Source organism: Anoxybacillus sp. UARK-01 (assembly GCF_002075365.1).
Classification (GTDB): domain Bacteria; phylum Bacillota; class Bacilli; order Bacillales; family Anoxybacillaceae; genus Anoxybacteroides; species Anoxybacteroides rupiense.
This window is the reverse complement of the sequence record NZ_NASY01000004.1, coordinates 44,513-60,086: the sequence shown is the minus strand read 5'-3', so window position 1 is coordinate 60,086 and position 15,574 is coordinate 44,513. Positions and strand designations below refer to the sequence as shown.

The 15,574-nt window shown below is 45.4% G+C and carries 16 protein-coding genes; 1 reads left to right on the top strand and 15 read right to left on the bottom strand.

Translation table 11 applies throughout. The annotated features are described in order from the left end of the window. Positions 1-170: 170 nt before the first annotated feature. From B6A27_RS00805 to spoIIID, 7 genes are all read right to left on the bottom strand, one after another. Positions 171-518, bottom strand: a complete 348-nt coding sequence (locus B6A27_RS00805) for a hypothetical protein (RefSeq protein ID WP_066150565.1) — start codon at positions 516-518, stop codon at positions 171-173. Positions 519-615: 97 nt separating this feature from the next. Further along, complete coding sequence (fabZ, locus tag B6A27_RS00800; protein WP_080859589.1) at positions 616-1,053, bottom strand: 3-hydroxyacyl-ACP dehydratase FabZ; 438 nt, start codon at positions 1,051-1,053, stop codon at positions 616-618. A gap of 113 nt (positions 1,054-1,166) precedes the next feature. Continuing rightward, positions 1,167-1,409: a DNA-directed RNA polymerase subunit beta gene (locus B6A27_RS00795; RefSeq protein ID WP_066150571.1), complete on the bottom strand. Its 243-nt coding sequence runs from the start codon at positions 1,407-1,409 to the stop codon at positions 1,167-1,169. 16 nt (positions 1,410-1,425) lie between these two features. Further along, positions 1,426-2,274 (bottom strand): flagellar hook-basal body protein, encoded by an 849-nt coding sequence (locus B6A27_RS00790; protein ID WP_066150574.1) that lies wholly within the window; start codon positions 2,272-2,274, stop codon positions 1,426-1,428. A 24-nt stretch (positions 2,275-2,298) separates the two neighbouring features. Continuing rightward, positions 2,299-3,135 carry a flagellar hook-basal body protein gene (locus tag B6A27_RS00785; RefSeq protein ID WP_080859587.1) on the bottom strand — a complete coding sequence of 279 codons (837 nt, stop codon included), beginning with the start codon at positions 3,133-3,135 and terminating at the stop codon, positions 2,299-2,301. Positions 3,136-3,251: 116 nt separating this feature from the next. Then, a complete protein-coding gene (gene mreB / locus B6A27_RS00780; RefSeq protein ID WP_066150848.1) occupies positions 3,252-4,253 on the bottom strand; it encodes a rod shape-determining protein in 1,002 nt (333 codons plus the stop codon). A 116-nt stretch (positions 4,254-4,369) separates the two neighbouring features. Beyond that, positions 4,370-4,627: a sporulation transcriptional regulator SpoIIID gene (gene spoIIID, locus B6A27_RS00775; RefSeq protein ID WP_027407999.1), complete on the bottom strand. Its 258-nt coding sequence runs from the start codon at positions 4,625-4,627 to the stop codon at positions 4,370-4,372. 257 nt (positions 4,628-4,884) lie between these two features. Between spoIIID and B6A27_RS00770 the strand changes: the two genes are divergently transcribed. Then, positions 4,885-5,358: a BsuPI-related putative proteinase inhibitor gene (locus tag B6A27_RS00770; RefSeq protein WP_080859585.1), complete on the top strand. Its 474-nt coding sequence runs from the start codon at positions 4,885-4,887 to the stop codon at positions 5,356-5,358. A 122-nt stretch (positions 5,359-5,480) separates the two neighbouring features. On the opposite strand, the gene spoIIQ is transcribed toward B6A27_RS00770, so the two are convergent. The 8 genes from spoIIQ to nuoL all read right to left on the bottom strand — a co-directional run bounded on the left by spoIIQ (position 5,481) and on the right by nuoL (position 15,507). Continuing rightward, a complete protein-coding gene (gene spoIIQ, locus B6A27_RS00765; RefSeq protein ID WP_044741570.1) occupies positions 5,481-6,407 on the bottom strand; it encodes a stage II sporulation protein SpoIIQ in 927 nt (308 codons plus the stop codon). A gap of 238 nt (positions 6,408-6,645) precedes the next feature. Beyond that, positions 6,646-7,680 carry a stage II sporulation protein D gene (gene spoIID / locus B6A27_RS00760; protein ID WP_066150580.1) on the bottom strand — a complete coding sequence of 345 codons (1,035 nt, stop codon included), beginning with the start codon at positions 7,678-7,680 and terminating at the stop codon, positions 6,646-6,648. A 196-nt stretch (positions 7,681-7,876) separates the two neighbouring features. Next, the gene (gene murA / locus B6A27_RS00755) at positions 7,877-9,181 is read right to left on the bottom strand and encodes a UDP-N-acetylglucosamine 1-carboxyvinyltransferase (protein ID WP_044741568.1); all 1,305 of its coding nucleotides are present in this window, start codon (positions 9,179-9,181) and stop codon (positions 7,877-7,879) included. A gap of 31 nt (positions 9,182-9,212) precedes the next feature. Then, complete coding sequence (locus B6A27_RS00750; protein ID WP_044741567.1) at positions 9,213-9,965, bottom strand: YwmB family TATA-box binding protein; 753 nt, start codon at positions 9,963-9,965, stop codon at positions 9,213-9,215. Positions 9,966-10,088: 123 nt separating this feature from the next. Continuing rightward, complete coding sequence (locus B6A27_RS00745; protein WP_044741566.1) at positions 10,089-10,325, bottom strand: DUF1146 family protein; 237 nt, start codon at positions 10,323-10,325, stop codon at positions 10,089-10,091. Positions 10,326-10,604: 279 nt separating this feature from the next. Then, entirely contained in the window at positions 10,605-12,113 is a 1,509-nt protein-coding gene (gene nuoN / locus B6A27_RS00740; protein ID WP_080859583.1) for an NADH-quinone oxidoreductase subunit NuoN, read from the bottom strand. Between the two features lie 5 nt (positions 12,114-12,118). Beyond that, positions 12,119-13,651 (bottom strand): NADH-quinone oxidoreductase subunit M, encoded by a 1,533-nt coding sequence (locus B6A27_RS00735; protein ID WP_080859580.1) that lies wholly within the window; start codon positions 13,649-13,651, stop codon positions 12,119-12,121. Beyond that, positions 13,651-15,507, bottom strand: coding sequence for an NADH-quinone oxidoreductase subunit L (gene nuoL / locus B6A27_RS00730; protein WP_080859578.1), 1,857 nt, complete (start codon positions 15,505-15,507; stop codon positions 13,651-13,653). The genes B6A27_RS00735 and nuoL overlap by 1 nt, the downstream gene beginning before the upstream one ends. Positions 15,508-15,574: the final 67 nt, after the last annotated feature.

Here is a 15,574-nt window from a genome sequence, read left to right as displayed (position 1 = left end):
ACAAAAGCTCTGAACAACGCCGTTTTCCAAACCCGCTTGCGGTTCTGTGAAGCGTGTTGTTTGTCTATCTGATCCATTGAGTTCATATTCTCACATGTTAAGTTACGTCAGCTGCTCGGCTGCTCCATCTCTTTCAACAAAAAAACCGCCCTGAGGAGGCGGTTTTTCGATTATTCATCTCGATTGTCTCTGTCGTTGGTATCCTGAGGGTCTTCAACAGCATCTTCTGGATCCGGAACGGTATCGTTCTCGTCATCGCCAGGTCCATTGTTTGTATCATCGCCAGGAGGCAATGGGTTGGTATCATGGTTCGGCACGTTGTTATCATGATCGACATCATCGTTTTGGTTGATGTCGTCTGCCGGATTCACATCTCGATCTTGGATATCGTTTGTCTCATTGTTGGCCGGTGGCGGAGGATTTTGCGTATCGTTGTCGCGGTTGGCATTACATCCTGTTGCGAGCGCCATGGCGACCAATACGCTAAACAGCCGAATAAGCAAAGCTTGTCTCTTCATCATTCTTTTCTCCTTTCTGTCGATCATTGATAAGTGTTTCAGACCCATCTTTGCTTATCTTATCCAGAAAGGAGAATTTCATGCATGAATGGTCGATTTACGCGTCTTTCTTTTCGCCAAGGGCAAAGGTGATTTCTGTCTCGCAGACGATTTCTCCATCCACTGTTGCAATGCCGCGTCCTTTGCCGATGGCCCCTTTGCTGCGGATAATCTCGACTTCTAGGCGAAGCTGATCGCCCGGCTTAACCTGCTTTTTAAATCGGCAGCTGTCGATGCCGGCAAAAAAAGCGAGACGGCCGCGATTTTCTTCTTTCATCAGCAGCGCAACGGCTCCAACCTGCGCCAGCGCTTCGACAATAAGAACGCCCGGCATCACCGGATATTCAGGAAAATGGCCGACAAAAAAGTGCTCATTCGCACTGACATTTTTCAAACCGATGGCCCGCTTTCCTTCTTCAACCTCTAAAATTCGATCAATTAATAAAAAAGGGTAACGGTGCGGGATGATTTCTTGAATTTGCTGGATATCAAACATCTATATGCCTCCTTTGATTTTCTCTGCTCCTCGACATCTATAAAAACGCAGCACAAGCCGTGCAAGAGCCGGATATCCATAAGCAAACGCCGTTTAGCCGTTTAGCGTAACGGCTATTTGCTGTTCACATCCTTTGTCACAATCTCGACGATGTGCTGCCATGTCGCCGGCTTTAACGCATCAAGCGGCTTGCCATCGCCAAGAACGCTATAGCCAATCATGGCGCCAGCAGCCGTGCTGATCACCACCAACACGAGCACAAGCAAAAGACGGAGCCAAATCGGAAACAGGCGAGTGCGGGACCGTCTCCAGCGCCGCTTCGGTTGCTTTTCTTCCTGACGTTGTTGTTCATCCATCGCTTCATCTCCCTCATTATGAGCGGACTCCGTTAATCAATCCAAGCATTTGGTCCGAAATGGAGATGGACTTCGCATTCATTTGATAGGAGCGTTGAGTCAGCATCAAATCGGTCATTTCCGTTCCTAAGTCGACATTGGATTGCTCAAGCGCTCCTTGTTGAAGATGAATTTGTGAACGCATGTTCCCGATCATATCCTGTGCCACATCAGCTTCTCCTACCCCCAGCTGCGCCAAATCCGGGAATGCCAATAAATTATCGCCAATAGACTGCAATAGCTGCGGACGCAAAATGTTCGTTACGCCTAGCTCTACAGTTTGCGACACATTTCCGTTCGCGTCTGTGACTTGGATTGTGCCTGTATTCGTAATCGTTATCTTTTGAAAGCCGTCGCGAACAAGAATCGGTTCATTGTTTCGATCAAGAACCGGATACCCGTCGCTTGTCACAAGCATAAGCTCATTTGGATCCGCTTCTGATGGACTCAAGTAAAACGCCCCATCCCGTGTATAGCCAATCGTGCTTGTCCCATCTTGATGATTGATGAGAACGCGAAAAAACTGCCCTTCTTTAGCAAAGGCGACATCTAGCGGACGGCCTGTTTGCATCAAGGCACCTTGCTTTAGCACAAGATTCGTTTCACCCAGCTTGGCGCCGACACCGCGGCGGACACCAGCAGGAGTCAAGCGGTTCGCTTGATCATTTGGCAAATTGGTAAATTGCTGAACGAGCAGCTCAGAAAAATTCGTTTCACGGCGCTTAAATCCCGGTGTATTGCTATTGGTGATATTATGGCTGATGACATCCAGCTGCTGTTGAAGCTGATTCATCGTGTTAGCGGCTGTGATCATCGAACGCAGCATAAGCCCTACCTCTCTTCTCTCTCGTTATTTGAGGCGGCCAATTTCATTTACCGCCTTATCCATGCTTCGATCATATGCTTGCAAGATTTTTTGATTGGCTTCAAATGAACGATAAGCTGAGAGCATATCGGTCATCGCACGAGTGACATCAACATTTGACCGTTCGAGGAAACGTTGCTTCAGTTCATATGTAACATTGGGATTGTCGACAGCGCTTGGCAGCGGTCCATTATCGTTGCGGAATAATCCGTTTCCTTCTTTCACAACCGTATTCGGATTAGCAGCAAAGGCCACATTCAAGCGAGCGACACGAGCATTATTTTCCGTAATCGTTCCATCGGGAGCGACTGCAAAATCCGTTCCGTTTAAACGAATACGCTGATTATTTTCACCAAGAACATAATAGCCTTCATTTGTCGTTAAATAGCCTTCGGCATCAAGCGTAAAATTGCCGTTTCTTGTATAACGGATGTCGCCATTGGCGTTTTGAACAACGAAAAAGAGCGCACCCTTCATCCCCGTTTGCGCATCGATCGGAACCGTCCCATCCACTAACGCGATATCGGTAGGCTGCCCCGTTTCTTTCACATCCCCTTGCAAAAAATTCGGAATGAGTTCCTGCATATAGACGCCTGTATGAATAGAGCCGACCGGAGAACGATGAAGCCGTGAAGCGGGATCGCTTGTTGGCGTCGTCGTTTCCTGCACCCGTGAAAGCAACAGCTCTGGAAAAGCGCGCAATGCGGCCTCGTCTTCCTTGTACCCCGGCGTATTGGCATTGGCGATATTGTTTGTTAGCATCTCCACTCGACGCTGCTCAGCTAGCATGCCGGCAGCGGCTGTATAAAATCCGCGCAACAACGATTGTCACCTCATTTGTTCAATGTCCATACTTACCTCCTATTATACGCCAAACCAATGAAAAAGCGAATAGGTACCGTGAAGAAAAACACTACCTATTCGCGTATAGCATGCCGTTATACAAAGTTTCGCTTCGGCACGCGATCGATATTGTCGAGCATAATACCGGTTCCGATGGCTACACAATCCATCGGATTTTCGGCCACTAATACCGGTATCTTTAATTCTTCGGATAACAGCTGATCGATTCCGTGTAAAAGCGCGCCTCCGCCCGTTAAAATCACTCCGCGGTCGATAATGTCCGCCGACAATTCAGGCGGCGTACGCTCTAAAACACTTTTGGCCGCTTGGACAATGACAGCAACCGGCTCATGCAGCGCCTTTTCAATTTCAGCTGAACGAACCGTAATCGTACGCGGCAATCCTGTAACAAGATCACGGCCGCGAATATCGATTTCTTCTGCGCGTGCACCTGGGAATACAGTTGCTACTTTCATTTTAATTTCTTCAGCCGTGCGCTCTCCGATTAATAGCTTGTACGTCCGTTTGATATAGTTTAAAATTTCGATATCAAACTTGTCCCCCGCCATCTTAATCGAAGAGGCGGTGACGATATCTCCCATCGAAAGAACGGCGATATCGGTTGTGCCACCGCCAATATCGACGACCATATTGCCGTACGGCTGGAAAATATCCATGCCGGCGCCAATCGCCGCGACTTTTGGTTCCTCTTCCAAATACACTTTTTTGCCGCCGCTTTTTTCTGCCGCTTCTTTAATGGCCTTTCGTTCGACAGAAGTAATATTCGTCGGGCAGCAAATTAAAATGCGCGGCTTCGAAAAAAATCCTTTTAAATCAAGCTTGTTTAAGAAATGTTTTAGCATCGCCTCGGTAATGTCAAAATCGGCAATGACACCGTCTTTGAGCGGCCGAATGGCAACGATATTCCCAGGGGTACGCCCTACCATTCGTCGTGCTTCCTCCCCAACCGCCAATACCTTGTTCGTATTCGTATCAATTGCCACAACGGACGGCTCGTTCAGCACGATCCCTTTGCCCTTTACGTAAATTAATACGTTCGCTGTACCGAGATCAATACCGATATCTCTCGCAAACATCATTAGGTTCCTCCTTGCTTCAATCCATCGAATTGCTCCTAATTGATTATTTTATCATAGGAAGATAGGAAACTGATACTATTTTTACGAAATTTGAAAGCAAGGAAGACCCAGATTTATTGAATCGTTTCTTTCTTATATTTTTTCTTCGTTGCTTCCCCCCCACGCAAATGACGAATCGATTTATGATAATCGAGAATTTCTTTGACTTCATTGGCAAGCTCCGGATTAATTTCTGGAAGCCGCTCCGTTAAGTCTTTATGAACAGTACTTTTGGAAACGCCAAATTCTTTCGCGATGACGCGAACGGTTTTTCTCGTCTCCACGATATACTTTCCAATCTTGATAGTACGCTCTTTGATGTAATCGTGCACACCACTCGCCCTCCCTAAATTGGATGTGAGAAGTGTGAAATGAGACTCGCTTCGTGGTTGATCAAAAGCACTTCTTCTTGTTCAATTCGAAAGCATCCTAGGCTTTATTCCTGCTGTTATGGACGATCCCCACCTCAAACACTCCCGTTAGTTGATAAGTTTGTAACATTTTATTAAGGAAATGGTACAGATATGCTATTTTTTTGCAATAAGATGGGGAATAACATAATTAAATCAACTAAAAAGGCGGTGAAAAGATGAATCTGCAGAAAAAAGCCGTTGGTGTGCTGCTGTCCATCCTGATCCTAAGCATCGCATGGACGCCTTGGAATGAGACAATCCCCTCTATCGCCAAACAGCGAGAGGAAAGTCCACAGCATCGCATCGTCGCCGGCACACTTGAGCCATCGTTGACTTATCAAAAACAAAACGGGCGTTATCTTTTCATATTTAGCGTCAAAAATCAAACAGAGCGTGAACAAAAGGTGACCTTTACAAGCAGCCAAACATATGATTATATCTTGTATCGCAACGGAAAAAAATTTTTCCAATTCAGTGATAGGAAAATGTTTACTCCCGTATATGAGGAACGCATTCTCAAGCAAGGGGAAGAACTATCATTTCGCAACCTATTGCCTCCGCTTCCAAAAGGACAGTATACCATTACGTGGTGGCTGACTGACCCGCAATGGCCTGAGGCGAAAGCGACCATGTCTTTTTCTGTCAACTAAAAAGCGGTACGGCGATTTCATCGCTCGTACCGCTTATTTCGTGCCATCTGCTCGCTTCCTCTTCGACGCCCATGATCGTGGTTTCATAGAATCAAAAGAGAGCGGTTCAGACGGCCTTTCCCTTATGTTCGCGCCATTCCGATTGAGGAATCAGGCGTTTTGTAAGAAGAATCTTGATTCGTGCTATTCTCATCTGTTGTTGATTGGTCATTAGATTGTGATTGTTCGCTTTGGTTTTGTTCACTTGGTGCCTGATTATTTTGCTGGTCGCTTTGAGATTGGTTATTTAGTTGATTGTTTTCCGATTGATTTTCTGTTTGCTGTTTGTCATTTTGTTCCGCTGCGTTGGATTCCGTTAAGGATGTCACAGGCTTGTCTACATAGTCAAGCGGATTAACCGTTTTTCCATCTTTACGAATTTCGAAATGAACGTGAGTGCCCGCTTCTTGGTTAAACTGGCTTTGTCCGGCCTTCCCAATCACTTCACCTTGCTTCACGGTGTCGCCTTCTTTTACTTGTAGATCGGCTAATGATTGATAAACCGTTACCACGCCATTATCATGATCGATTTCTACCACATAGCCTAAAATCGGATCCTTTTTCGCTGTTGTCACTGTCCCGCTTAAAGAAGCGGTCACCTCAAACTCTTTTCCGTCTTTCATTACAAGGTCAATGCCGTGGTTTGGATAATACGTATTATTATAAAAGACGAGAGCTGCTTCTTGTTCTTCTTTCGATGCGGCATAATCATAAAAAGGCGTTTTGACTTCGACAGCGTTCGGATCAAGGACTGGCATTGAGATGTGTTCGACAGATTCGTTGACCGGAATGGAGTCGTTCTCGTTATAAGAAGTTCCTGGAGCATCTTGGCTGTATTCATATTCATCTTTTTGCGACTGCTCATCATGATTGCTTTGGAACCAAAGCACTCCGGCTAGAATCACTGCGGCACTCGTTAAATATACAGCAGGAAATACCCAACGCTTGCGCAACACGCGTTTTAAACTTGGTTTCATTGGAGAAGGTTGTTTCTTTTCTTCCTCTCTCATTGTTCATCACCTCAGCAACCATTTTGAACAGAAAGAGGAAAATCTATACATCAAAAAACATTTTTTTCGTTTATTTTTTGAAAAGAATCGCTTTTTATACATAAAAAAAGAAGCTCTGTAAACCTGAAGCTGAAACCGTTTCGGCTATGCGATCAACCCCAAAAAGAAAAGACCCATTCACCCATGAATGAGTCGCAAATGAATGGATCTTTTTAGGCTTTGAATGCGAATCGATGGTTTATTTTTTCGCGGTTAATTTGTTTAAAAAGGCAGTCGCAGAAGAAATGCTTACCCCGCGGTAGTAATATTTGATAATTTCATCATATGTTTTCCCTGTTTTCGCCATAAAATTAGCCCCATATTGGCTCATGCCTACTCCATGTCCATACCCTTTCGTGGTAATGATAATCTCGTTTCCTTTGCGCATCCACGTAAAGTCGGTTGATTTTAATCCTAATCTCTCTCGCACTTCTCTTCCTGTCAGTTTTTTTCCATTGATTTGAACAGCCTCGACTCGCTTTCCTGGTGTACGTCCTAGCAAATTACCGACTGAACCGTCTTTCGGAAGCGTCACACCTAGCTTTTGTTCAAATTCGGAAACGGACATCGCTGTTTGATTATAAAATTTTGGAGAATCTTTATCCCAGGGACTCGCTACGCTCTTTAAGTACGGAAAAGCATTCCCCCAATAGGCTTCTGAGTTTTCTGTATACCCGTTACTTGTGGAAAAAAAAGACGCCTCGATAGGAACGTTATTGTACGTGACAATCTGTCCTTCTGTCGCTTGAACAGCTTCTGTGATTTTCTTGATTTTCCAATTATAATCGGCTCCCCATAGCCGTTTAAGTTCATCGTCGCTGTAATAAACTTGGTGCATCACCGTGTCCGTCACATTTGCTCCCTTTGGCAGGCTAATCGGCTGATCGTTCAACATCTGCTTGACAATATACGTTCTTGCTGCCAACGCCTGCGCCTTGAGTGCTTCTAATTCAAAATCAGCAGGCATTTCAGCTGCGACAACACCGATGACATACTGTTCAAGCGGAATATGCTCGATTTGTTTCTCCTTGCTCCGATATACCGCTACCTCCACATGAGGACCTGTTGTACCTTTCGGCTTTTCTTGCTCTGTAGAAATGGACTGCTTTCGAAGCTCCTCCGCCAACGTTCCGTCTACCTTGTCGGTAAATGGAATGACGAGCAGTGTCGGGATCAGCAGAACCACAATCAATAATAGAGAAGCTAGTACGATTAGTAGTTTTACACGTTTCATTTTCCCGAGCCCTCCAATATCCAATTTTCAAGCGCAAGCAGCTGCTTGCGTGCTCGTTATTACATAATGTATGGGCTTGGACAAGTATATATGACAAATTGTTTGAACGAAGCTGACAACAGTCCGATGTCGATTTCCGTCAAAAATAAAAACGACCTTTCACTACGTAAGCTGTAGCTGACGGTCGTTTTTTGCTTCAAATATTCAAGTCCGTTAGCTTCTCTTCATTCACTGTGGACTCCTGTTCACGAACACGCTCGATGTCTGCGCCAAGAGCCGCCAGCTTTTCATGGAAACGGACATAGCCGCGGTCTAAATGCTTTAACTCCGTCACACGCGTATACCCTTCAGCCGCAAGTCCTGCCAAAATCAACGCAGCGGCAGCGCGCAAATCAGTCGCCGCTACTTCTGCCCCTTGCAAGCGGCAAGGGCCATTCATAATGACCGAGCGTCCTTCAATTTTGATGTCCGCATTCATCCGGCGAAATTCTTCTACATGCATAAAACGATTTTCGAATACCGTTTCGGTAATCATGCTCGTGCCTTCGGCTTTCAATAATAAGGCCATCATTTGCGATTGCATATCGGTCGGGAAACCTGGGTGCGGCATGGTTTTAATATCAACTGCTTTCAGCTTTTCGGGACCGATCACACGAAGGCCATTTTCTTCTTCGATAATGGTCACACCCATTTCTTCCATTTTCGCTATTAATGAGCTTAAATGCTCTGGAACAGCTCCTTGCACCAAAACATTTCCACCTGTAATCGCAGCAGCAACCATAAACGTACCTGCTTCAATCCGATCCGGAATCACTGTATGCACAGCCCCTTGCAATTCAGAAACTCCTTCAATTCGAATCGTTCCGGTACCGGCTCCTCTTACCTTTGCGCCCATCGCATTCAAAAAGTTAGCTAAATCGACGATTTCCGGTTCCTTCGCACAGTTTTCAATCACTGTGGTTCCTTCAGCCAATACGGCGGCCATCATGATATTTTCCGTCGCTCCAACGCTCGGAAAATCCAAGTAAATTTTCGCTCCGCGCAGCCGCCCGGTTACCTCTGCATCAATAAAGCCATTGCCAACCTTGACAGAAGCGCCCATCGCTTCAAATCCTTTTAGATGCTGATCAATCGGGCGCGAACCAATCGCACAGCCGCCCGGCAACGCGACGCGAGCCCGGCCGTTTCGCGCAAGCAGCGGTCCCATCACAAGAACAGAGGCTCGCATTTTACGCACATATTCAAACGGGGCTTCTAACTTGAGCTCTCGGGATGCATCTACAGTCACTTGATTTCCTTCCATGCTGACTTCTGCGTTTAAGTAACGCAGCACCTCATTGATTGTATATACATCGGAGAGAGCAGGAACATCATGAATTACACTTTTGCCTTCACTTGCTAATAAAGTTGCAGCGATAACAGGCAAAACGGCATTTTTTGCTCCTTCTACTCGCACAGTGCCGCTCAACCGGTTCCCGCCACGGACGATGATTTTTTCCAAGGTATTCCCCTCCGCGTCCAATTTCTCTATATTAATATTCAATTGTAATAATTGGGGTTCCAACGACAACAGTCGTCTGACCGCCCAATCCTGTCTGTCTGAGAGCTAGCTGAATATTCATTGGATGTGTTTTGGTTGGAAGAACGTTCTCCCACTGCCCAGTATATGCAGATACGGAAACAAACGTCCCTTCCTTAAGCGCCTCAACAGGCGTTGCGTTGAATTCATGTAAAAGATGGTAAGCTTGTTTTAACAAAACACCTTCCATCTTATCATTGAATTCCCCTTTTACACAAGAGAAAAATACCGGCTGTTTCATAAAGAGTTTAGATGACTTTTGTCTGATGCTGCTACTGATTTTTTCCCATACTTGTTCGCTCCAACCAAATCCTTTTAGCTCATAGAGGATATACGTTTGGGGCTTTTCATTTGCAACGGTAGTAACGAGTTGAATTTTTTCTTGCATGGAGGAATGTTCATACGTGCCTGTCACTTTCTGAACATGCTGATCTGATTCCATCACCCAGCGAAACGCTGGGAATTTTCGCTTTAATTCATTGGCTTTTTTTAAAAACGCTGAATCATTTTCAATAACTTGGGCATACTCCCTTGTGTAAATGGTCCACTGTTGGATCGACGCACCATTTTCTTGTAAAACATGAGCCATTGTTCTTATTTCTTGTAGCGGCTCATTCCCCTTTGCTTCACCGATAGAATATTGATACATGATCATGAGTACGGCAAATGCCATTGCCAGCATGATCATATTTTTTCTCTTTATCATCCCGTTTCACTTCCTCTCCTTAGCTTTTATTGTTGCCAGATTGGAAGTGAACATACACAAAAACGGTCGACAAAATCACAAAGAGATTTTTTCCTTTTTGACAAAAAACGCAACGCCTCTTCTTTATTGAAAAAGGAATGGCAGTTGCTTCGACCAAAGAAAATAATCAAGGAAAAAATTGCTGACAGTCGAACCGATCGCAATGGTCAATAGTATGTAAAATAAGCGAGCTTGAATGATGCGATTCGGCTTCAAGAGCTTTTCAATATGTACTCCTTGCAGTACCCACCATGTAATAGCCATAAACACAAGATGGGAAATAATGCTTAACAAAGCTTGTTGTCCTACTCCTACCATCATCTCCAGTTACTCCTTTCTCATATATAAAAGCGAAAAGCGCCCGCCTGTGCGTGTAAAGCTTGACAGTTCCTTACTTCTAACCTCTCCAGACTTGTTGACAAACGCTTTTATCCTGCGTCATAGGCCGCGATCGTCCGCTCATGAACTCCCCTTCTTCACTCAGCTGCGTTCCTTGCCTGTCAAGCGTTCCATCCATGAAGAAGATTAAAATGATTGTAGACAAAGTCTATGTTGACTTTGTCTACAATCTCAGGGAGTACATCCTCCTTTATTGTAATATTAATGCAAAAAATCATCAAAATGTTGAAACTGGTCTAAAAAGTGATAGACCATCCCCGGCAGCACGCCAAAAACGAGCGTGCCAACCGCGCAAATAAGGGCGACAAGAGCAGCGCCAATCGGCAGCTTGATCGGTTCGTGAACAGCAGCCGGGCGAAAGAAGATTTGTGTAAATAAACCGAAATAATACACGTAGGAAACAACCGTGGCCGCCACCATCACGGATGCTAAAACATAGTGAGCAGGATCCGTCGCAAATGCTCCTAAAAAGATATGCACTTTTCCAATGAAGCCGGCCGTTCCAGGGATTCCAGCCAGAGATAGAATAAAAATCCCCATCAATACCGCCAAAAGCGGATGACGCCGATATAAGCCCGCAAACTGGCTAATATCTTCCGATCCCGATTGATCTGTAATGATCTGCAACACGGCAAACGCCCCTAAATTCATCAGCAAATAAGCAGCTAAATAAAACCAAATCGAGTCAATCATCACCCAAGACATGGAAGCAAACCCCACTAATATATAACCTGCATGGGCGATGCTTGAGTAAGCAAATAACCGTTTGATATTACGCTGTTTTAAAGCGATCACATTGCCAATCACCATGGTCGCTCCCGCCAAAAAAGCGATATAATCCTGCATCGACAACAGCATAGAGGATGGATCTTTTCCTTGTGCAGGAGCAGCAGCAAATATGGTAATAAACAAACGCAAGACGATGACAAACCCTGCCGTCTTCGAGACAACGCTTAAAAAAGCAGTGACTGGCGTTGGCGCTCCTTGATAGACATCAGGAGCCCACATATGAAACGGAACGGATGACAATTTGAATGAAAGACCGACCAACAGCAACAAAAACGCAAGAGCCAATACATATTGATGGCCGCTATCTTGCAGTGTACTGAGCTGCATTCCGATTTTCTTCAAATTCGTGGAGCCTGTTAGACCAAATACATAGCTCATCCCAAACAGGGTAATGGCAGTAGAAATCCCGCCATTAATCACATATTTGAGCGCTGACTCGTTGGACAAAGAATGCGCCTTTCGCAATCCGGCCAAAATATAGGAGGAAATCGATAAAAGCTCCAAGCCGACAAACAATGTGATCAAATCGCCGCTTGATGTCATCACCATCGCACCGAGCAAAGCGGTTAAGAATAAATAATAGAATTCGCCATAGTATTTCATGCCCTCGCGCGGCTGATAATCAATGGATAACAGAAGCACGAACGCTGCGCCAAACAATAAAAGCAACTTAAAAGCCTTGCCGAACGAATCAAGACGAAACGAATCATTCAAAATAGTGGTTGTATGAACAGGAAGGAGAGCCACAAGCGACACGATCGCTACGATCACCCCAACAAACGCAAACCAGCCAAGGGGCCGACGGCTTTTATCATTCGGCATCAATAGGTCGATGAGCGAGAGAGCAATTCCCACGCCAAGAATGATCCATTCCGGCGTCATGATTCCCCATTTGTATTGCATAAGTGTGTCCCAACTCATGTCTCTCACCCTCCTAACCCATTCATCATCAGTTGAATCGGCGCTTTAAGCGGCTGCGCTAAAATATGGGGGTAAATGCCTATTAAAATAATGCAACCAAGCAATATAAGGACAGGAATAAGCTCTATCGCATGAATATCTGACACGTTTGCCTCCGCCACTCTGGACTGTGCTTTTCCGTAAGTGATATTCAGAACGGCTCGCAATAAATAGACAGCGGTCATAATTATTCCGAGCGTACCGATGGCAGCCAGGATGGGCGCTGACTTAAATAAGCCTAAAAACGCCATAAATTCACTAATAAATCCAGACATGCCAGGTAAGCCAAGCGAAGCCATCGCTCCTGCCAATAAAAAGCCAGAGGCCAGTGGCATTATTTTGGCTGTCCCCCCTAAATGGCCAAGCTGTGTCGTCTGAACACGTTCATATAAAATACTAATTAACAAGAAGAGAAGCGCTGAGATCAGGCCATGAGAAACGACTTGAAAGATAGCGCCTTGTATCCCTGCTTCATTCAAAGCGCCCAGCCCAATCAAAACAATTCCCATATGCGAAATACTAGAATAAGCCAGCACCATTTTAAAATCTTCTTGGACAAAGGCTAAAAAGGCCCCATATAGTAGATTAATAACCCCCAATAACGCAATCACGGCCGCCAGCCGATAAAATTGCTCAGGAAATAATCCCATGCCAAAACGAATCAAACCGAACGCGCCAATTTTCAGTAGCACACCTGAATGCAGCATGACAATCGCTGGAGGCGCCTGCACATGGACTCGCAACATCCAGCTATGAAGCGGCACAATCGGCAATTTAACGCCAAAAGCGACGAGCAAGGCAATCAATAAGCCGTATCGCAAATCCGTCGAGATCGGCGCAATCATCTGGGCTGCTGCCTGCGGATTGTGAAGCATTTCTTTTAGTAGCGCAATGTTGGATGTCCCTGTGCGCGCAAATAAAATTAAAATGACAAGCAACAAAATGGCCGAGCCGATTCCGTTATAGATCAAATAGCTGTATGCGGCTCTTTCTTTTTCGAAATAGCCCCATTTCCCGATTAAAAAGAACATCGGAACAAGCGTCAGTTCGAAAAAAATAAAGAACAAGATTAAATTTCCGGCAGCAAATACACCTAGCATGCCGATCTCAAGCAATAGAAACAGCATAAAATAGCCTTTCCATTCTTTTTTTATATGAATGGAGGCAATGGCCGCCAGCGTTGCTAGCAGCGCGGTTAGCACCATCATGACAAGCCCTAAACCATCAACCGTCAGCTCGTAATCCACGGTAAACGTTGAGCTGGACAGAAAAGCAAACTTCCCGAACTGAATCCAGGCATGCTTTTCCGCTAAACGGTTTAAGTCATATCCACCTAAGTATTGACTAAAAGCAAACAGTGCTAAAATAAGCGATGGCAATGTCCCCAACACACCAAGCCATTTGATCGTTTGCTCCTGCTCCTTTGGTACAAAGGCTAGTAAAATCATGCCAAGCAATGGGGAAAAAATAAGCAATGACAGGAAGTACGTCTCGTTCATTATAGATACCCCCCCGTAAACGCGAGAATGACGATCAGAACCGTCAAGCCGATAAACGTAACCGCCCCATACCATTGAACCTGTCCATTTTGCCATTTCGATCCCGCTGTGCCAATCGCCCGTATGAAAGCAGCCAACACATTGGCGAAGCCTTCAACAATAAAGCGGTCGAGATACTGCAAAAACAGGCTCAATACTTTCACCATATAACCAACGGTCATACGATAAAACTCGTCGACATAATACTTATTCAGCAGTACGTTATATGTAAGCGAATTTTTGGAGCTAAGCCAATCCCGTGCCAGCGAACGCTTTCCGTACATCAGCCATGCGAGATAAATGCCGGCGAGCGATACAGCTGTGGCAACGATCATGATCCATAAAGGAGCTTCTTCATGCGAAGGAGCGGATTCACCTGTTAAAAAGTCGCCAAGGAATGGGCCAAACCACGGTGTATTTACATATCCAGCGGCAATGGACAGGATGCCGAGAACGATCATAGGCCATGTCATCGTTGCCGGAGATTCATGAACATCGCCCGCTTCACTGCGCCCGTCACCGCTAAACACAAGGAAAAAGAGGCGGAACATATAAAAGGCGGTGAAAAAGGCGGCGACTACAGCAATCCAAAATAATACGACATGCCCATGCATCCATGCAGCCGCTAAAATCTCATCCTTACTAAAAAACCCAGACAATAGCGGAACTCCGCTAATGGCTAGCGTTCCAATCAAAAACAATGGCGCGGTCAACGGCAGCTTGCGCCAAAGGCCACCCATCTTCTCAATATCTTGCGTGTGCACAGCATGAATGACACTACCAGCAGCAAGAAACAACAAGGCTTTAAAAAACGCATGTGTCGTTAAATGAAAAACTCCCGCCACATATCCCTCAGAGCCAAGCGCCAGCATCATATAACCGAGCTGGCTCACGGTTGAATATGCGAGCACTCGTTTGATATCTGTTTGTACAAGGCCAATAGACGCGGCAAAAATAGCGGTAAAACCGCCAACAACCGCCACGGTAAGCATCGCTGTTTCACTTGCTTCATAAAGCGGGAATAGCGATGCTACGAGATACACACCAGCTGCCACCATCGTAGCGGCATGGATGAGCGCCGATACAGGCGTCGGACCTTCCATGGCATCCGGCAGCCATGTATGAAGCGGAAACTGGCCAGATTTACCGATCGCCCCAATAAAAATCAGAATGGCACATAACGTTATCATCGTTGCTGAAACGTTGCCTGCTTGAACGGCAGCAAAGATATCATCATATTGAAAGCTTCCCGTTTGCCAAAACAATAAAATCATGCCAATCAGCAAACCTACATCGCCAATACGCGTCATAATAAACGCTTTTTTGGCAGCTGCTTTTGCTTCTTCCTTGTAAAAATAAAAGCCGATAAGCAAAAAGGAACCAAGACCAACCAGCTCCCAAAAAATATACGTTTGCAACAAATTGTCAGAAATGACTAAGCCGAGCATGGCAAACGTAAACAATCCAAGATAAGCATAAAACACCGAAAAGCGGTCGTCTCCATGCATATAGCCTTTGGAATAAACATGAACAAGAAAGCTTACAAGCGAAACAACAACAAGCATAAGCGCGTTTAATGCATTAATCTCAAAGCCCATGGCTATGCTGACCTTACCGATTGCAAGCCATTCCCGGTGCAGCTGATAGGTTGGTTCATGAAATCGTTCGATCAGCACCATTGCTGCGCTGATAAAGGAAAGAAGCGTGGCAGCTATTCCGATATAAGCGCTCCTTTCCTTCATGCTCTTTCCGGCCACGAGCAAAATCAGGAATGAAAAAAGCGGGAAAAGCGGTATGATCCAAGCGTTTTCCATCATTGTATCACAATCCCCTTTATCAAAAGGGCCCATAGCCCTTTTTTCATTTTCAACATGCCATCCACTG